The organism is Kluyvera ascorbata, assembly GCF_023195735.1.
GTDB lineage: Bacteria > Pseudomonadota > Gammaproteobacteria > Enterobacterales > Enterobacteriaceae > Kluyvera > Kluyvera ascorbata.
Map to the genome: position 1 here is coordinate 736,229 of NZ_CP096201.1, position 18,192 is coordinate 754,420.

An 18,192-nucleotide genomic window follows, 5' to 3' on the forward strand; every position below is an offset into this window, starting at 1 on the left:
CGGGACCCTCAGTCGATGATGTGCATGATGGCGCTGCATTCCGGGTGGTTGAGCGCGTAGTCCCGCAGGCGGTAATAGTGCTCCGTCATGGCGTCGCATTCGGTGCGCATGGCGTGGTGGCTATACGTCATCAGACAGACGGCAATTCCGGCAGCCTCAGCGCTGAACTCTCCACCGTTACCGTTCAGGGTGTTGAACAGCGACCATTGTTCATCAGTATCCTCATTCGCTTCCGGGGCCATAAACGCGCCGCCGTTGCTGAGCGTGTAAAACTGCCAGATGCCGCCGCTATAGTCCGCACAGAAGCGGTCCATCCACGCGAAGACAGTCGGCTCGAGGATTATCCACTGCGGTATGCTGCCGAAGTACTGCGGCCAGAAGCTGAGACGCTGTTCGTCCGGTACCGACGTAGCGGTCAGTGCTGGCGCAGAACCGGCATCGGTATGTTGTGGCTGTAACTGGAAGGCATCGTTAAGGTTAATAATGTCGGTCATGTTAGTTTTTCCTTGTTTATTTATCTGGTTGGGGATGCAGGTTCAGCAGGAGTGACGGGCAGGACTGCGTATAGCCATCTTCATCACAGCGTGATGGCCAGTGGCCTTCAGGAAGACTTAAGCAGCACAGGCTGAGCTCGCCGGGCCGATAAAGAAGGTGTGAGCACCAGGCGCACAGGTCGTCATCGGAGATGGAGCGACAGCCCGGCAGACTCAGCAGGACGAACGGATATGGCGTAACCTGATAACTGCCATCAGGGATGTGCGGCATTACTTCAGCGTCTCCAGCAGACTTTCCGCCATCACCCAGAGCGCCCTGTTGAGCTTTACGTCGCCGTCGATGCCGCTAACGGCACGGGTATGGCTGCGTTTACCCTTCGCGGTACGTCCGGGCAGGCCGCCTTTCAGCAGGTTCTCCTGCAGCCTCTGGTACGTTGTCCACAGGTCGTCCTGCCGGTCTTCATACCGTCGTGGCGTCAGCACCTGCGTGGTGGTCACCGGCTGGTGTTCTTCACCAAAACGGTACGTTAGTGCGGCGTTTGCCAGGGCGTGTTGTACGGGTGGTGGTAACTGCAGCGACTGCATGGCGTCACGTTTCTCTTCCACCCTGTCAAAGACACCGAGTACTTCGTAAGCACCCTCAATCACTTTCTCAACGATATTGCCCCGATGCGGAACTCTGATTTCGCCAAACGACTGTCCGCAGACGAGCGAATTCGTGCATACGCTTCTGAAGATTCCTGGTAAGAGCTGAAAACTGGATGCGCCATCGTGCGAATTCAGAATGATGATTTCAGGGACATGTTGTCCATTTATCTGACCAGCCCGGCGTAAGCGGAGCAGGTGCTTTGTGTGCTCACGACGGTCAGGGTCCCGAACGCGTGACTGACAGGCAAAGAAGGGCTGGAACCCTTCGCGCTGCAGGTTTTCGAGCAGGGTTATAGTCGGTATATAGCTGTAGCGTTCTGAGCGGGATGCGTGTTTATCCTCGCCAAAAACGCTGGGTACATGTTGGTGTAATTCTTCGTGGGTCAGTGGACGGTCACGGCGGATTTGATTTGTCCGCCCAAAACGGCTGGCTAATCGCATGGTTAATTTCCTTAGGGTTGATTTTGCGGCATAAACAAAAAAGCCATGCGCCCCGAAGGGAGCATGGCCTGTTAGTCGTGTAACGGGTATTCGGCTGAGGGGCCTGGTGAGTCAGTCCCGGGGTATGCCGTGACTGGCCAGATAGCGGTTGAACCATTCCCCAGCACTGGCTTCAAAATTCCACGCCCGCCAGAGTAACTGCCCCTCGCGGCGACGGATGACGAGGCGAAAATCGGTGCCCTGGTCGTCTTCAGTCGCCACGTTCTGGTACGTCGCCACAATGGCCTCAGCCTGCCTGCGGGTAAACGGACCGGGCGGTAGCAACGGACTGTTGGTGTTGTGCATGTGAATGCTCCTGGTAAACGTCATAAAACCAGATGCCCCGCTCAGTGAGCAGGGCATCAGTGGGTTAAGTGTGTCGCGATGAATTGCAGTATCTGCTCCATCAGGGCCGAGATTAAGGCTCCTGCGAGCAGGGTTGCCGTCTGTCTGGCGATATAAATGCTGTCTTCATCGTGGCCTTCTTCGCGGAAGTGGTCTTCCACAAACTGCTGTGCCCGGCTGCTGGCGCACCACGTCAGCGCCCGCTCCAGCGCAGCGAGCAGTATTTTGAGTAATGTCATTGAGTCAGTCTCAGAGGAGAGCCCGGACGGATGGGGCATTCACGGATGCCCCTGCCGGGTAAGTCAGAGGGGAGTGGCGCTACTGTGCAGATGGCGTTTCCGGTGGCACGGCGGGCTGACCATGAATAATTCGGTGCTTTGCCAGCGCCTGCGGCATGTCATTGATGCAGTACGTGATGTAAAAGACGTTGAGCACCACGGTATAGAACGCATTCATCTTCAGGTCAAAGCGAAAGGTGTTCAGCGCATAGTGGCGGAGCGCGGCTCTGGCCTTAAACGCCCAGACGATGTACATCACGCCACAGGCGAGTGACAGAATGCCGCTTAAGGCCAGTAGCGTGTCGTTGCCCGTGTCGTAGCCGGCGAGGTCCGGTGAGGCCATCACGCCGAACTGGCGTCCGAGCCCGAAGCAGACGGCCAGCCAGATAACGAAGGTATCTCCGCAAACCGGGTAACCGGTGGTGTCGCTGATAATCTGCTGTTTTCGGTACAGCCAGAGTAACGGCCAGATGCCGCAGGTTGCGATGGTGAGCAGCACAAAAGTGAGCGTTGGTGTTGCCAGTCGCTGGCTGAGTGTCGAGATGTCGGTCATATTGCATTGTCCTTGATTGATGTTGCTGTAAACAAGCGGGCGGGGCTACCCGGCGGTCAGTGTCGTGCATTCGGGCATATCAGCCAGAACCTTGTGAACGTTTCCGGCAGAAGGGGAAAAATGCCCCACCTTTTTGTCGTTGACGTAAATCTCAAACGACGTTGCTTTTCTGGTGGCATCAATGAACGACAGCCAGGCGTTGTCGCCGTTACGCCAGCCCAGAGAGGACGGCAGGGGGAACGTCTGGTCATCCGTGACGACGGTGATGGCGGTCTTATCATCCTGTGAATCGGCACCGCTGCCGTCAGGCAGGGTGAGCATGACGTGATGCTGCAGGATATTCTGGTCGTCAGGGTTGCCGGTGCAGTTCAGGTTCATCATCACGTTTTCCGGGCTGGTGATGATGTACTCGGTGACGCCCATACCGAAGCCACTGCTCCACATATTGGGGACCGCCTGTGCCGTGATGGCAAAGGTCAGTAATCCTGCTGACAGGATGGCGTGCATGAATCGCATGGTATTTTTCCTTCTGAGTCAAAAATGTTGTTGAGGGGCAGCCGTGTTACATGAGTTGTTTACCCACGACGATAAGTCCGGCCAGCCAGCCGATACACTGTGGGCCCACAAGCCAGAACAGACGGGCCTTGAGTAATCCGGTCATTCCTTCGCGGGTGTATACCGCATCCGGCATCAGCCATTGTCGAAGAGCAGCACCGACCGTGGATTGGCCCCTATATTTCCATACACTTTTTATCACTTAACCCATTACTGGTTCGCCGCCGCAGATATTCCCGTGGCGAACGATACCCCAGTGCACTATGCGGATGCCATTCGTTGTAATGTTCGAAGGCCTCCGCAAGGTTCTTTACCGCTGTTAACCCGTCGGGTTTCGGCATGATGCTGATGTAATCGCGCTTCATCGTTTTCACGAAGCTCTCTGCCATCCCGTTGCTTTCCGGGCTACGTACCGCCGTATGTTTAGGCTCCAGTCCTACCATTCTGGCGAACTGACGCGTCTGATAAGAACGGTAGGCTGAACCGTTGTCTGTCAGCCACTCAACTGGGGATGTCGGCAGGCTGTTACCGAAGCGACGCTCCACGGCACCCAGCATGACGTCCTGCACGGTTTCACTGTCATATCCACCGTTACTGGCCGCCCAGTAAAGTGCCTCGCGATCGCAACAGTCCAGAGCGAACGTGACCCGCAGTTTTTCACCGTTATCACAGCTGAACTCGAAGCCGTCAGAGCACCACCGCTGGTTACTTTCTCCAACGGCCACTTTCCCTGTATGCGCCCGCTTCGATGGCGGTATTTCCGGTTTACGCTCAAGCAGCAGCGCATTCTGACGCATGATGCGGTATACGCGTTTGGCATTGATCACCGCCATGTCGTCAGTTTCTGATTGTCTGCGCAACAGTGCCCATACCCGACGATAACCATAGGTGGGCAGATCGCCGATAACGGTATGGATACGGGCCAGCGCGTCAGTATCATCAGGCTTGCGCTTGCACCGACGATCCTGCCAGTCCTTCGACCGACGGGCTATGGCATGCAGTTGCGCACGTGAGACCCGGAGGCAACGACTGACAAGGCTTATTCGCCATCCTCCGGTAACAAGGGCACGTGCGCTATCCACTTTTTTTGTCGGCCATATTCAACGGCTTCTTTTAGCAGCTCGTTTTCCATGGTTTTCTTGCCCAACAGGCGCTGCAGCTCTTTAATTTGCTTCATCGCAGATGCCAGCTCCGACGCGGGCACAACCTGTTCTCCTGCGGCAACGGCTGTAAGGCTGCCTTCCTGATACTGCTTACGCCACAGGAACAGCTGACTGGCAGCAACGCCATGCTGACGGGCGACCAGCGACACGGTCATTCCGGGCTCAAAACTCTGCTGAACAATGGCGATTTTTTCCTGAACACTTCGCCGTCTGCGCTTCTCTGGACCTAAAACATCAATCATTCGGACTCCAACGACTAGTCTAAAAACTAGTATTAAGACTATCACTAACTTAAGTGATACCAACTGTCTGGAGATTCATGGGGCCAGTCTAGACCGTCATACCGGCTCCGGGCCCAAGCGTCATCCAGAACAGATATCCCATTCCCTGACCAAAACTGCGTATCTCGCCGGTACTCCCGAACACGTTAAACAGCACGACCACAAGCGCGATGGCGAAGGCAATCGCGAAATATTTAATGACAAGCGCCATGTTCAGATTTCCTTATTTTCTGCACTGCTGAGCAGCGCTCAGCATGTTGTCCATGAAGCGCGGGGGGACATACCAGTGCTGATGCCGGTAAATCAGGCGGTAAGGCTCCTGCTCATCGTGACGGACACCGCCGACCAGCAGACTGGCCACCCGGTGATGACAAATGGCTTCGGCCAGACGATGAAAACTGTCAGCCTGTGTCCATGCTGACGGTAAGTCGTGCCAGATAAAGCAGGGTGAGGTGCCCGTTTCATTCATCAGCAGGTGCATCAGTTGCCGGTTCTGCGACGGGATAATGCGTGCGATACCGGTACTGCGGGCAAAGGAAACGGCCCCCGGAGAGTGATCACGCGTGGCGCTCTCACTGAGCCGATACGTGCCGTTCTCCCCGATAATGTCGAGCTGGACCAGCCGTTGATGTAAGTCACGACGCAGGGTGCGTATCGATACACCAAACTCACCGGACAGTGTCTGAAGGGTCAGCGTTTCTCCGGCCATTAACCGGCTGATAATGACCGACAATCTGACGGCCAGCCGGTCGTAGCGGGCCTCTTCATCGGGTCGTTGCATGGACGCTCCGTGTGCGATAAATAGGTTGATATTTCATGCGGTTATTATGCGGGAGGGGAGGGACACGTTATGTCCATCCCCCGTAATGGCGGAAAAGAAAAAGTAAAATTCATCTTTCAGTAAACAGGAGAATTAACAAAGGGTTAGTGCCAGGTAGCTGAAATGACGACAGCATGCTGACACGCCCTGTCATCAGTCGTGCCGTAGCGAGTACGGTCAGCGGCTCAGGCTTTGTGCTGGATGGGCTGACCCTTATTAACGTTACGGTGCACTGAAGATATGCTCACACTGCGTGCAGTCGTATTCATCAAAGACGGTACCGTCCAGTTGTTCTCCGGCCAGAGAGCCTGCCACCGCACCAGCACAGGCGCCGGACAGAAAACCAATGAGGCCTCCGGCTATCGTACCGACAACCGGAATGACTGAACCTATCAGCGCACCGGTGGAGGCTCCTTCAAGCCCGGCAAGGCCTCCGGCTGTTGCGCCAATGACCCCTCCCGTCTTTTTACCCACATGACGCAGCTGTATATTTTGTGAACCGCAATTCGGACAATGCATTTCCTTCTCCCTTATTACTGGCAATAAATAGCCGCCTTCATGAGCTGGCGGACCGTGTATCAGAGAGACCTGGGTACCGGAACAGAAAGTATAGCTGTGACTTAGCGCGAGAAGCATACGCACGGGTGTTTTGTGGGACAGTTGACCCGGGAGAAGGAATAACGACGGTAACAGGGTATCGGGACCCCGTTTGTTCTTACTGGACACATTAACCTCCGTGAGTGAAATAACAAAACGGCAGCACTTCTGCTGCCGTTCTCACACTGGTAATATAGGTCTGAAATTATTTTGAATGTCATTTCTGGTCTGTATTGCTGTCTCCGCTCACCTTGTTTTCAGTGCAACATCCTCACTCACCACCACAGGTTTTTCGGTAATGGTCATTAATCAGCGTTTCCAGCAAATCGCTGATGCGAACTCCGCTGCGTTCAGCCATAAAGTCCAGTCGTGTTTTTGTGTCGTTCTTCAGGTAGGTATTGAGTGCTTTTTTATCGGTACGAGACTGACGTAATTTTTGCTGGTTCCAGGCTTTATTCAGGTTCAGAAGGAATAAACGCTTTGTATCCGGTGCATCGTCCCATAAATCGAGTGCGGCACGCAGAGCTAAATTGCGTTCAGTATGGCTGAGAGGAGTAAACCAGGTGCTCATTCCTGGCGTTGAAATATTTAATGAGAGCCCGATAGTGGGCGCATTTCTTTCTTCCTGAAGCGATTTGAGGCTGTTCCATGCCCACAGTACCGCGTCTTCTTCATCAGGTAACCATTTCAGCGGAGCTGGTTTGCTGTAAATATTTTTCCACTGGTCTTTCAGCCTGTCCATGACCTGGCGCTTGAGATGATTTACCGGCGGGGTCGGAATAATAATGTTGTCGAAAAAAGAGATGATAATATTAATTCTTTCCTGGTGGCTTGTCGGAGATACACTCAGATTCATTCGCTGATACCAGTTCTTTTCGAACTCTGCATTTGCTGGTTTGTCAATACCAAGTTCGTAGTCTCCGGCCTTGCAAATATACGCCCATAACCAGAATGTTGCCCGTTCATCCTGTTTTAGCCAGTCAAAACTTTCCAGCGGAAGGATGTTTTCATCGCGGGCTGTTTCCATATCAGAAAAAAGTCTTGCCCGCTGTTCTGCATTCGGTATGAACTGATTGATCAGTTTGTTGAGTGCCTGTCGACAACTTTCTGCATCCTGGTGAGGAATGTCACGGGTGTTAATTATTTTATTAACACTCAGCCACCCGGCATAAAAAGCACAGACTCTCAGGTCACGGGTTTTTATAAGATGTTGTCTGCCATTGTCGTAATGTACAACCATTGTGGATACCTGTAATAGTAAACTACATAGTAGTGGTTATGGTGGTGATTTTTGTAGCTAAACAGTATCACGATGATGGTTTTATCGTCACTTAAAAACACATCTGGTAGTCATCGTGAGGTTTTATTGTTGATTTATACTGGTTTTTACAAGGTTTTACCATGGTTTTAAAGTTGTCATTTTCTTTGTTTATCTCTCAGATGCTTCTCTGTTTACTGAATGAGTATCGTCTCAACAGGTTATCTTGTTCTCCTGCATGCTTTCGTTTTCATCCCCATCATGGTGCCTGGTTCGCTTCAGGGGGCATTTCTGGTATCTGATCGGGCTGCCATGAGGTATTTCCATTTTGTTGCTCATAATCAGGATTGAGGGCTTCTGCGGGCAGTGATGATACGGGGTTAATTTGATTGAGGTTATTTGATGTGACGTGGTGTCTATTTTCATGATATTGAAAAAGATAATTCCAGAGTAACTGATGCAGGCGTTTATTGTCGGTAAATGCTGTCTGGCGTGGTTATCTTCATCGTTATTGTTATGCCTGGTGTGTTGGATTGGTATTAATATATTAAAGAAGGGGTTTATCATTTGTAACAGTAATCGATGATGTGTTATCAGTAAGTGGGTTATGCCTGGGTGGTATTATTATCTGAAGGTATTCACTAAGGGGGTAGTACTATTGGATGGTATCCATTGAGCAATCATTGCCATCAGGTAAGCAATACACTATTCAATGTAGTCACAACCTGAATGTTTAGCACTAATTAAAAATCTATCATTAAGAAAACAGAATTGAATTGAGTCGAAATTACCATTGACTAGCCCTCGTCAGGATAAAAGTGAAGATGATTAACATCAGTAATCTAATAATCATAACGGCAGGGTGATTACTGGTTAACATTAACATTTGGGGTGAATGGTCATGCCTGAAAATCAGCAGGTGAGTATCAATGGTTTATTACTGGTCTGCGTATTAGTGATGAGCGTTAAATGCTCAGTCAGTGAACTAACCTGTAGTAAGCCTGTTGGTATTGCTCTGTCTGCCTGATATTGACGCTTACAATACCTGTCAGTTACAGATACTACGGTGACCCATTATCCCTGAAAGTTTTTTGATATGTGTAAACAAGGCCATTGGTAAAGACTGTAAACGGGGCATTATCCGTGTTGGTAATAATAGCCATGATTGTATCGTAAACAGAATAACCCGATTGAGGTGACGTGGAATAGGGTGATTACCAGTAATCACCGCAAGTTATTTAATAAGTAATTGAGCGCTGTAGTGCCTTATACCGCCATAGCTTCCTGTGAGCCTGCATAAGCGCATTGAATAACACGGTAGTGGAAATCTGTGGTTAGTATGAATATGGCGCTCCTGATGCGTTACAGAGCGTTTTAGCAGTAGTCCCGATAACGATTATTTATCGGGCTTATTGAACGGGGTAATAATATCATGATGGCAACGGGGGTTTGGTACAGGGGCTCTTACCCCGGGTATATACATTCCACAGGGGTAATATTTACTTTTCAGGGTAACCACAGCCCCTTTTTAAGCCTGGTCAATACAAAAGGGGGATCGCGATTGATCTCTTCCCTGAAAACAGTACCAGTCTAAACTGAAGTATCCGGTCTTTCTTTCAACAAACAAAGAGGCCATTCCGTCATGAAAAAGACCCGCTATACCGAAGAACAGATCGCTTTTGCGCTGAAACAGGCTGAAACCGGCACCCGGGTGGAGGAAGTGTGCAGAAAGATGGGCATTTCTGAAGCCACTTTTTACATCTATGGACTACCTCCGTTTTGCAAGTACTGAATCTGGTTTTGGGTTGTTGCTTACATCTATCCGGCATCAGGAAAATCTGTGCCCAAATGGGTAATCCGCACACAATCGCCTCAACAACTGGACGGCCTCTGAGGCCAATATAATAGTCAGGTTCCGATTGTGCAGGTGCAACCTGTCACCATTTCTCAGTACGCTGCAACTTTTGCTGGCAGGGGATTAATTTCACACTACCTGATACTCGGTCTCATTTCTCAGCATCGACCAGATTATTCTCGCGTTTTTGTTAGCGACCGCCACGGTCGTTTTATTAAATCCGCGCCGTTCCTTTAACTGGTTAACCCACTGATTCATATGACTATCATTGTTATTCGTGGCAACTCTGACGACAGCGCGGGCACCATGAATAAAAAGTGTTCGCAGATGCTTGTCGCCTTTTTTCGTCATATTCATCAGCACCTGCCTGTCGCCACTCGAATGCTGGCGTGGAACCAGACCCAGCCATGCAGCAAAGTGGCGGCCATTCTTAAATTCAGTTCCTTTGCCAATAGCAGCAATAACGGCCGTGGCCGTTTTAGGGCCAATGCCTTTAACTTTGGCGATACGCTGACAGGCTTCTGATTGCCTGAATACTGTTTCAATTTCCTTATCAAAAAAATGGATCCGACGCTCGAGATCGTTAAAGAGATCATAGAGTTCGGCAATCGTCCTGCGCATTCTAACGCTAAGACCATTTTCAGCATCTTCAAGGATAAGCGGAACAGCACGACGAACTCTTGAGACTGCCGCGCCGATTGTTATTCCCCGATCAAGCAGCAGTCCCCGGATTTGACAGACTGTCGCAGTACGATGATTGACAATACGCTGTCTTGCTCGGTGCAGAGCCTGAATATCCTGCTGTTCAGGGCTTTTCGGTGGAACAAACTGCATCGTAGGTTGCATCAGAGCCACAGCTATCGCCTGCGCATCGTTACCGTCATTTTTTTGCCCCCGGACAAAAGGTTTTACATATTGGGGGCTGATGACTTTTACGTTATGACCCAGTTTCTCAAACTCACGCTGCCAGTAAAATGCCCCGGTGGACGCTTCGATCCCAATCAGACATGCAGGAATAGTTGCCAGCGTCTGGAGCAATTCTTTTCGGCCAGTGCGTTTCGTATAAACCGGTTTGCCGGCCTGGTTTAACCCGCAGATCTGAAAAACATTTTTAGCCAGATCAATACCCAGAAATACGATATTCATGGTGATTCTCCTGGTGAGCACATTTCGTACAGTTAACCGTAGAGGGAGGAGGTAGTCCATCCCATTAACTGGAAGAAAAAGTTTGGCGGGATGGGCGTGACAGAATTGCGCCGTCTGCGGCAACTGGAGGATGAAAATCAGCGGCTCCGTCGTCTGGTGGCAGACCTCAGTCTGGACAAGGAAATGCTCCAGGATGTCATTCGAAAAAAGTTCTGAGGCCCGTCCAGAAAAGGGAAGCTGTGACTTATCTGCTGGACGCCTACCGAATTGGTCTGCGCCGTGGCTGCCGTCTGATGATGCAGAGTCGCACGGTGTACAACTACCGTAGCTGCCGCGATGACAGGGCCCTGACTCAGAGGATAAGAGAGATTGCAGCAGCGCGAGTTCGCTACGGTTGCCAGCGCATTCATATTCTTTTACGACGGGAAGGCTGGTTAATCAATCATAAGAAAACCCATCGGATTTACTGCCTGGAGGGGCTGAACCTGCGGTCAAAACGCCCGCGGCGGCACGTGACGGCCAGGCACAGACGTATCCGCCCGGCAGTGACCGCTGTGGATCAGTGCTGGAGCATGGATTTCGTTGCTGATAATCTGTTCAACGGACGCCGGATCCGGTCCCTGACTGTAGTCGATAATTTTAGTCGTGAATGCGTGGCGATTGAAGTAGGCCAGGGACTTCGCGGTGACGATGTGGTCGCCGTGATGGAACGGATCAGGCAGACACAGCAGCGTGTACCACAGCGGCTACAGACGGACAACGGCAGCGAATTTATCTCGAAAACGCTGGATCGCTGGGCATATGAAAACAGGGTAACGATGGACTTCTCCCGCCCCGGGAAGCCCACTGATAACGCCCTGGTTGAGTCATTTAACGGCAGCCTGCGTGATGAATGTCTGAACGTGCACTGGTTCCTGTCACTGGAAGATGCTCAGGAGAAGATCGAGTGCTGGCGACAGGAATATAACCAGCAACGACCTCATTCATCATTAAACAACCTGACACCGGAGGAATTTATCCGAAGTCTGCAAAAAGGTCCGGACCTCTGATTTAACCTGGCATCGATATTGGGAAGGGATCAAAAGACCGGATACTTCAGTTTAGACTGGTACTGTTTTCAGGGAAGAGATCACGATCATCAAAAGCTTAAGTAAACCTGGCAATGGCTATTACATGGGGCTGGTGGCTTCACCATACCGCGCTAAAACCCTGTTCTTTCAGTCGATGACGGGTACGTTTCACATAAACCGCGTCAACAAGCTCATCCGGTGGAAGGTCGCGTGTGATATTACAAATCGTCGCCAATGCTGCGTCTGAGAGTTTAAAGCTCCGTGGCAAGGCGTAGTAGTCCCCGGTTTTTTGCATACTGATGTTATCGAATAACTCTCTGAAGAAATCCGTCCGTGAAGGCCTACGGGCGTTGATAATCGCCCTAGTTGCTTCATCAGCAAATGTAACCTCAACCTCCTCCATACCCAGCGAACGAATAATCCCGGCCATGTCAGGCCAGTACTTAAGATCGAAACTATTAAGCCGCTGCAGTTCTGGTTTAAGGTGAAGCTGATAATGACCGTTCTTCTCTCCGGCATCATCGATAAATTCGGTGAGTTTACGCATACGCTCGCAATGAAAGTGACCGTTCTCACTAAGCTCAGTACGTCGCTCCAGCATTTCAGCCAGTTTCTGGCTCATGGCGCTGATACTGTCATTCAGGGCCGTAAGCTCCTGATGATCAGCCCGTAGTTGTGCAAAGCGCTCATCGGTTCCAAAGCTACCGGCATGGATAATCTGCTCAAGCAGCACCCAGAGCTGTTGCCTGGAGAGACTGTTGGACGCTATCTCCCTGTAAACCACCACCATCTCGTCATGACGTTCAACCAGCCGGTTAAATACAGGCCAGGTTGAGGGCCAGGATGGCGGAATGGTCTTTTGCCAGTTGTGAAGTATTTCTTTCAACAGTGCCAGCGCGATCGCCGGAGTTTCCTCAACGTCAACAATCATCGTTATTTCCTCTGGTTATCTTCTGTCCATGTCCATTGTTCACTGAAGCCCTGGAGATGTCGGTAACGGGAAGTCTGTTTTTTGGCAGCCTTCAGGTCACCTTGCATCTGAAACGTTGTTATCTCATGGCTCCAGTCGCAGTGCTGTTACCCGTTGCATATATCTCCCTGCCACCCCCGATATTTTATCGAATCCATCCGCCTCTGGGGACCTGCTTAGGGACCCGCTGAAGGCAAAAAGTTATTTTTTACGGCGCTGGTAATGGTTATGAACGATAACCCACCGGAGTCCATTTTAATGAGTTACACATACGACCCTTTCTGGCAGCAACGCATCGCCGATACCTTCAGTTGTGCACTTAACGCTTACACCCGATTACTGGCCCTGCGTGTTGACCTCCGTCTGCCGGATACGCCAGCGGCCACCGATGCGGCTGTTATCTCCCGTTTCACCGATTCCCTGAAAGCCCGGATTGATGCCCTTCAGGCGCGGCAACGTCGCGAGGGCAAACGCGTCTGGCCGACCACGCTGCGTTTTATCTGGGCGCGGGAGTTTGGTGAAATCAAAGGGAAGAAGCACTACCACGCGGTGCTGTTGCTGAACCGCGATACGTGGTGCGGACCGGGAGATTACAAAGACCCGGATTCGCTTGCAGGTATGATTAAACAGGCGTGGTGCAGCGCCCTGAAAGTGGATGCACAGGCGCATGCCGTTCTGGCGCGTTTTCCTGCGAGCCCGGTGTCCTGGCTGACGCGCGGTAATACCACAGAGCTTCAACAGGCGCTGGCGCAGGCCGATTATCTTGCCAAACGCGAAACCAAAGTCACCGGCGATGGTGAACGTAACTTCGGTTGCAGCCGCGGCTGAGCCAGGCATATATCGATTCACCAGGCCTGAACGTACGGGCCTGGTAATTTTTTACAACGTTTCCCTATCCTCTGAGGCGAACCGGTAACCCCATGATTCAACCACTACCGGACGTCTCCCGACAGCCATATCCTCAGAGGGAGAAAAATACCATGACCACGACGAATTCGAACATTAATGCCAGCCCTGACACACTGCTTTCAGCTCAGGACCCGCTTATCGACATGACCTTTATCACCACGTACACCGGTATGACGGACAAGTGGTTCTATAAACTGATTGGCGATGGCCTGTTTCCCAAACCCATCAAGCTGGGCCGCAGTTCCCGCTGGCGCAGAAGCGAGGTGGAAACCTGGATGCAACAGCGTATTGCAGATTCCCGTGGCGCCTGAGCAGATGAGGTCTCTTGATGGGAAAACAACGTCATACCAGATCACAGAACATCCCGGCGCGCTGGAAGTGTCCCCGTTGCCAGCGACAGTACTGTGGTGCCAGACCCTGCCCCGTTTGTTTTCGCACCTCTGTAGTGCCTGCACAACCGTAACCCCGGTGGTCTGCAGAGACTGAATACCACGAATCATCTTCCGCTAAAGCATAACTGACCCGCCATTCACACTGCCATGCTGCCCATAACGGGACGGCTTACGCCTGCGTGTAGTCTGGCGGTAAGGAGCACCACGATGTACGCCAAATCTTTCATAGCCCTTGACGGTAATGGTCGTCCCACCGGAGCCAGAACCGCACAAAGGTATCCGTATGACCGCTACACCTGCCACCTGTGCGGCAGTGCGCTGCAATATCATCCTGAATACGACACTGAGCGACCTTACTTTGAACACCGGTCGGACATGCTGACAGATAACGGGCGACAGCATTGTCCGTATGTCAACCTGGAAGCGAAAGGGACCCGCCATATCCGGCAGCTGCAATGGTATGTACCGGATGCCCGTCCGCTGGTTTACCGCGCCGACTGGCACTGCAGTGGTTGCGACAGCAATTATCACGGTGAGCGCTATTGCCTGACTTGCCGAACCGGTGAGTTCAGCAGGACGCTCTCTGATGCTGAAATCCGGACTGCAGAGGTAACGGCATGCGCGTACTGAAATGTTACCTGGCAAATGACCGTGAAGGTCACTTTGTGACGGCCGGTGAAGCCATGAGCGCACCGGGGCAGGTATGGAGTTGTGCTTCCTGTGGATGTCGTCTGGTGCTGCATGCCGGTGCTTTCAGCGACCCGGCGTGGTTTGAACACGATACGCAGACTGTGGCCCGGGATGTGCTGATGAACTGTGCCCATCTTGACCCGGAAGTGAAAGCTGAGGCCCGGCACAGGAAGCTGCGCAATATGCTCAACGGACTGGATGCAACGGTAATGACGCTGTCCTGGTACTGTGTGTGGTGCGGCGACCATTATCAGGGTATGAAGCACTGTTACCGATGCCAGACCGGTATCTACAGCATCGAAGAAGCGAACTGGCAGAGAAACTACTGCTGCAGCACCGGATAGTCCTCCCTCGCCTTTATGAACCAGATACCGCCGCACTGGCGGGGTCTTCCCTGATTTAACCCAAAGAGAGTCTGCATTGTGAATCATTCTTACACACGGGCTTCTGATGCTGTAAGCGCGGATGCCGTCAGTACGCGTGCATTTCTGCAACAGGCCGTTGACCATTACCCGCGACTGGCGGCATTCAGCTTTACGCTGAAATTGCCGTATCGAGAAACCATGAGCGAATACCGGTCATTGATTCTGCGTTTTCATACTGAAGTCTGGCAGCGCACCGGCGAATATTCGCGCCAGCGTCAGCAGGCGCGCCAGAGTTCACCGCCAACGATCCTGCGATGGATGTGGGAGTCTGCCAGTGCACCAGAGCGCAAAATACTGCTGCTGATGAATCTTGATACGCTGGGGGCCTTGCGCGATGGGGTCGTACAGCAGGACATGAGCAGGATACTCAGAGAGGCATGGTGTGCGGTGATACACACTGATAATAACGTTACCAGCATGTCATCTTTCATCATCAGTCGTTCAGATAAGAACGCTTTTTCCGTGCCGTTTGGCCGGTTGAAGGCCGGAATGGATAACATGGTACCTCCCGTGATTACGGCCAGAACGGGTGTTATTTGCCCATGAGCGTATTGGTTACCGTGATGATGTTCCGTCTGACCCCACACGATCACTTTTTGGTCTTTTCCGGTACCCTCAGCACCGATATAATTCCCTGATGAAAAGAACCCACGATACCCTACCTCCGGAACAAACCGTCGCTGAACTTGCACATTTTGCCTGGTGCGCCCTTGTCGCATTACGTACCGCGCAGCAGGATGGCAAGGCATTGTCGCCACTCAGCACGCATACATTTTTGCTACGCTGGTTAACGATGGCGTATAAGCAAAAACGGTTTCCACGAACCATTGCATCCGATATTGAAGGATTACTGATGCTGGGGCGAAACAACGGCCTGGCTGCCAGTTTGCTTAATCGCCTTGAATATCTGTGGCGTTCCTGCACAGGTTCTGTTTCCGCTCAATCGGATCTGTATCGACTGACTTACGCAATTGAACAACTTAAATCTCAGGGCTGGGTCAATGCGATGGTGAGTGGCAGAGGCTGGGACAGTGAAGGTCTGGCCGAAGAATACAGTGATACTGATGCACTGCTGGTCAGAAAGTCAGCTCTGACCCATGGATTTTCTGATGGGGGCAAGCTGATTGCGCCGATTGAATTTATTGTTATCGGGGATTGTTGCATGGTGGCGGATGTGCTTGATACATGGGAGCTACGTTACGTGGCTGGTGAGCAACACGCGGACTGGTGTATTCTGGCTCTGATGCCGTCAGAAGAGAAGAAAGAGCCCGAAGAGCAGATGGCATTACGTTAACGTAAAGGGAAATGTCGGTGGGGACGAATTGATTATCCAATCGAAAAACACCAGTTTACATGCTCTGACAGAATACCCCGCCTGACTGGCAGTGGGCGGATGTGCCCGAAGAATGCCGACAGCTGTAAGCAGGAGCGGAAGTTCGTCTGCGTATTGCCCTACTGAACGTCGGTTATGTTACCCGTTTTGAATTGCCTTTCCGCTTACTGTTGCTCCGTACATCACAGCTGATTGCCGGTCAGTTTCCGCGCGATGAACTGCAGGTCAGTCAAAAGAATGTAACCTTTAATGGTAAAAACGATGGCTGCATCTGGAGTCTGAATGCCGGTTTAAGCACCGTTTCTGATGCATTTCAGTATCACCTGCCCCGTTACCTTATTCGTACCCTTATACTAGGGGGGAGTCAGCCAGACCCGGCATGATTACTGCCCCAGTTGTCCATGATCTGGGAGGGATGTCACCGGGTCTAGTGGGGCGCTGGTAACCACTAATAGCCCCCCGTATACGTCGAGTGAGCCCGGATGGCGTTTCGGCGGCCCCCTTTCAACAGAATCGCAAAAGGGGTGAAAACACCACGTGAGCGTATCAGGCTGGCACTTGTATCGAACCATGGATCACCGGTGCACAGTACCCAGAATACCCCCTTATAGGGTCTGAATATCTATTATTTGGATTGGCAATAGTCAAAAACATTAATTTCGAACGCGGAAATATCTTCTGCATGCGCAGGGCTTTATCTTTTTATAAATTCAACCATCGCATCAAAGAATACGTTTTTAAATTACATTTTCATTATTGATTTATTTACCCTTCATTTTAAAATACTCGATTGCATTCAATATTAGGCGATGTCTAATTATTATCAGGATAATTTAAAAAACCTCTGGCAAGAAATACTTTTAGCTGACTACTATTAAGGCCCAGTTTCTGAGAAATGTTGGTTTTGTGTATGCTAATTGTTTTTACACTTCTATTCATGGATAACGCTATTTGAGTTAAACTCCACCCCATCGACATCATCATCATAATCCTGAACTCAATTTTTGTTATTTTCTTTTTTGGTGAAGAAAGATCAGCTTTAGAAAAAAAAATGTAAGTGACAAGGGAGTAAAAGCGCTCTCTAAAAACACTTACCGGAGAATCTGAGTCAATAAAAAAAAAGCTTCTACCACACACGATTTCAATCAAATTATGAATTTTTTTTCAGAGAATATTATAACAGACAGTTTGACACTCCGTAATAAACTAGAATATCTCAGAAGGTTACTTTCATCAGGTGAAACAATAATAACATCAGAATCACGAAAATATTTCGGGCTATACAAAATACCGTCACTGGTCAAAGAGGCATGAATAACATCAACAGATAAAAAACCACGAATCAATACCTCCTTTACTCCCTTAAAGGTAAAGTTTGACTCTCCTAAAAAGAAAACCTGGTACATTTATATCCTTATATCCAAATAAAAATGGAATTCTATACATTCCAATTCTGAAACAAATTATATGTAAATTATTTCTTATGAAAATCGTTTATACCTTCAAATAAATGCAAAGGTGATAGGTATTGCCTATTGAAAAATGAAGATGCCATCATGTATAATTACATGAACTAAGACTAATCTTAATAATTAATTTAATAATATGTATATATATCAATGTGCTTTTAAGGTAAAGCATAATAAAAAAACAAAAATAAGAAAAATCCAATATGGCATTAATTTATTGCAAGATATTTATCTTGCAATAAATCACCATGAAAGCAATTAAAGAATTTAAAAGTTAAAAAAAAATAAAATAAAAATAAAATTGTTTTTTTAAAAAAAAAAAGAATAAAACACTATAATTTGCATTTTGTGCTATATCCATACGGGGGGGCAGAATCGGTAGGTATGACAACGAAACGGTTCACACGATAGCGTACCGTTGCTGGCGTATCTTCATGCGCATCTTGCCCAATCTGTCGGCG

At 50.2% G+C, this 18,192-nt stretch carries 22 protein-coding genes and 3 pseudogenes; 9 read left to right on the plus strand and 16 right to left on the minus strand.

Going from position 1 to position 18,192, the window contains the following annotated elements:
- Positions 1-8: 8 nt before the first annotated feature.
- The 13 genes from MY052_RS03540 to MY052_RS03595 all read right to left on the minus strand — a co-directional run bounded on the left by MY052_RS03540 (position 9) and on the right by MY052_RS03595 (position 7,454).
- Positions 9-494 carry an antirestriction protein gene (locus tag MY052_RS03540; protein WP_181638363.1) on the minus strand — a complete coding sequence of 162 codons (486 nt, stop codon included), beginning with the start codon at positions 492-494 and terminating at the stop codon, positions 9-11.
- Positions 495-510: 16 nt separating this feature from the next.
- Complete coding sequence (locus tag MY052_RS03545; RefSeq protein ID WP_101700259.1) at positions 511-765, minus strand: hypothetical protein; 255 nt, start codon at positions 763-765, stop codon at positions 511-513.
- A complete protein-coding gene (locus MY052_RS03550; RefSeq protein WP_181638362.1) occupies positions 765-1,583 on the minus strand; it encodes a DUF932 domain-containing protein in 819 nt (272 codons plus the stop codon). Before MY052_RS03550 ends, MY052_RS03545 begins: the two co-directional genes overlap by 1 nt.
- A gap of 111 nt (positions 1,584-1,694) precedes the next feature.
- A complete protein-coding gene (locus MY052_RS03555; protein ID WP_101700257.1) occupies positions 1,695-1,928 on the minus strand; it encodes a DUF905 domain-containing protein in 234 nt (77 codons plus the stop codon).
- Between the two features lie 56 nt (positions 1,929-1,984).
- Positions 1,985-2,206 carry a hypothetical protein gene (locus MY052_RS03560; RefSeq protein ID WP_101700256.1) on the minus strand — a complete coding sequence of 74 codons (222 nt, stop codon included), beginning with the start codon at positions 2,204-2,206 and terminating at the stop codon, positions 1,985-1,987.
- 79 nt (positions 2,207-2,285) lie between these two features.
- On the minus strand, positions 2,286-2,798 hold the full coding sequence (locus MY052_RS03565) for a DUF4234 domain-containing protein (RefSeq protein WP_181638361.1): 513 nt from the start codon (positions 2,796-2,798) through the stop codon (positions 2,286-2,288).
- 45 nt (positions 2,799-2,843) lie between these two features.
- A complete protein-coding gene (locus MY052_RS03570; protein WP_181638360.1) occupies positions 2,844-3,314 on the minus strand; it encodes a hypothetical protein in 471 nt (156 codons plus the stop codon).
- Positions 3,315-3,360: 46 nt separating this feature from the next.
- Entirely contained in the window at positions 3,361-3,489 is a 129-nt protein-coding gene (locus MY052_RS24175) for a hypothetical protein (protein WP_276522979.1), read from the minus strand.
- A gap of 40 nt (positions 3,490-3,529) precedes the next feature.
- Positions 3,530-4,758 (minus strand): IS3-like element ISEc36 family transposase gene (locus MY052_RS03575; protein ID WP_154298512.1). Its coding sequence is split into 2 segments (ribosomal slippage): positions 3,530-4,443 and positions 4,443-4,758, totalling 1,230 coding nucleotides; the frame shifts between segments, so codons are not numbered across the junction.
- An 88-nt stretch (positions 4,759-4,846) separates the two neighbouring features.
- Positions 4,847-5,008, minus strand: coding sequence for a hypothetical protein (locus MY052_RS03580; protein ID WP_248538217.1), 162 nt, complete (start codon positions 5,006-5,008; stop codon positions 4,847-4,849).
- A gap of 12 nt (positions 5,009-5,020) precedes the next feature.
- Complete coding sequence (locus tag MY052_RS03585) at positions 5,021-5,578, minus strand: HTH domain-containing protein (protein ID WP_248538218.1); 558 nt, start codon at positions 5,576-5,578, stop codon at positions 5,021-5,023.
- A 261-nt stretch (positions 5,579-5,839) separates the two neighbouring features.
- The gene (locus MY052_RS03590; RefSeq protein ID WP_181638359.1) at positions 5,840-6,136 is read right to left on the minus strand and encodes a hypothetical protein; all 297 of its coding nucleotides are present in this window, start codon (positions 6,134-6,136) and stop codon (positions 5,840-5,842) included.
- Positions 6,137-6,485: 349 nt separating this feature from the next.
- Positions 6,486-7,454, minus strand: a complete 969-nt coding sequence (locus MY052_RS03595; protein WP_181638358.1) for a hypothetical protein — start codon at positions 7,452-7,454, stop codon at positions 6,486-6,488.
- A 1,660-nt stretch (positions 7,455-9,114) separates the two neighbouring features.
- On the opposite strand from MY052_RS03595, the pseudogene MY052_RS03600 reads away from it, so the two are divergent.
- Positions 9,115-9,231: pseudogene (locus MY052_RS03600) on the plus strand (transposase); the annotation flags it as partial.
- A gap of 225 nt (positions 9,232-9,456) precedes the next feature.
- On the opposite strand, the gene MY052_RS03605 reads toward MY052_RS03600, so the two are convergent.
- A complete protein-coding gene (locus MY052_RS03605) occupies positions 9,457-10,473 on the minus strand; it encodes an IS110 family RNA-guided transposase (RefSeq protein ID WP_181638724.1) in 1,017 nt (338 codons plus the stop codon).
- A gap of 66 nt (positions 10,474-10,539) precedes the next feature.
- Between MY052_RS03605 and MY052_RS03610 the strand changes: the two are divergent.
- A pseudogene (locus MY052_RS03610) lies at positions 10,540-11,522 on the plus strand (IS3 family transposase); the annotation flags it as partial.
- Between the two features lie 139 nt (positions 11,523-11,661).
- Here the strand turns inward: MY052_RS03610 and MY052_RS03615 are convergent.
- Entirely contained in the window at positions 11,662-12,474 is an 813-nt protein-coding gene (locus tag MY052_RS03615; protein WP_181638473.1) for a hypothetical protein, read from the minus strand.
- Between the two features lie 297 nt (positions 12,475-12,771).
- Here MY052_RS03615 and MY052_RS03620 point away from each other — a divergent pair, with 297 nt between their 5' ends.
- From MY052_RS03620 to MY052_RS03650, 7 genes and pseudogenes are all read left to right on the plus strand, one after another.
- On the plus strand, positions 12,772-13,341 hold the full coding sequence (locus MY052_RS03620; protein ID WP_181638474.1) for an inovirus Gp2 family protein: 570 nt from the start codon (positions 12,772-12,774) through the stop codon (positions 13,339-13,341).
- Positions 13,342-13,493: 152 nt separating this feature from the next.
- Positions 13,494-13,733, plus strand: a complete 240-nt coding sequence (locus MY052_RS03625; protein WP_028016384.1) for a helix-turn-helix transcriptional regulator — start codon at positions 13,494-13,496, stop codon at positions 13,731-13,733.
- A 288-nt stretch (positions 13,734-14,021) separates the two neighbouring features.
- The gene (locus MY052_RS03630; RefSeq protein WP_181638475.1) at positions 14,022-14,444 is read left to right on the plus strand and encodes a putative zinc ribbon protein; all 423 of its coding nucleotides are present in this window, start codon (positions 14,022-14,024) and stop codon (positions 14,442-14,444) included.
- Positions 14,432-14,848 (plus strand): putative zinc ribbon protein, encoded by a 417-nt coding sequence (locus MY052_RS03635; RefSeq protein ID WP_181638476.1) that lies wholly within the window; start codon positions 14,432-14,434, stop codon positions 14,846-14,848. The genes MY052_RS03630 and MY052_RS03635 overlap by 13 nt, the downstream gene beginning before the upstream one ends.
- Before the next feature lie 78 nt (positions 14,849-14,926).
- Positions 14,927-15,475: a YagK/YfjJ domain-containing protein gene (locus MY052_RS03640; protein ID WP_181638477.1), complete on the plus strand. Its 549-nt coding sequence runs from the start codon at positions 14,927-14,929 to the stop codon at positions 15,473-15,475.
- Positions 15,476-15,566: 91 nt separating this feature from the next.
- On the plus strand, positions 15,567-16,223 hold the full coding sequence (locus tag MY052_RS03645) for a DUF2913 family protein (protein ID WP_248538219.1): 657 nt from the start codon (positions 15,567-15,569) through the stop codon (positions 16,221-16,223).
- Positions 16,224-16,250: 27 nt separating this feature from the next.
- Positions 16,251-16,621 (plus strand): annotated as a pseudogene (locus MY052_RS03650) (ECs1377 family protein); the annotation flags it as partial.
- 454 nt (positions 16,622-17,075) lie between these two features.
- Here MY052_RS03650 and MY052_RS24230 read toward each other — a convergent pair.
- On the minus strand, positions 17,076-17,249 hold the full coding sequence (locus MY052_RS24230) for a helix-turn-helix transcriptional regulator (protein WP_420828635.1): 174 nt from the start codon (positions 17,247-17,249) through the stop codon (positions 17,076-17,078).
- Positions 17,250-18,192: the final 943 nt, after the last annotated feature.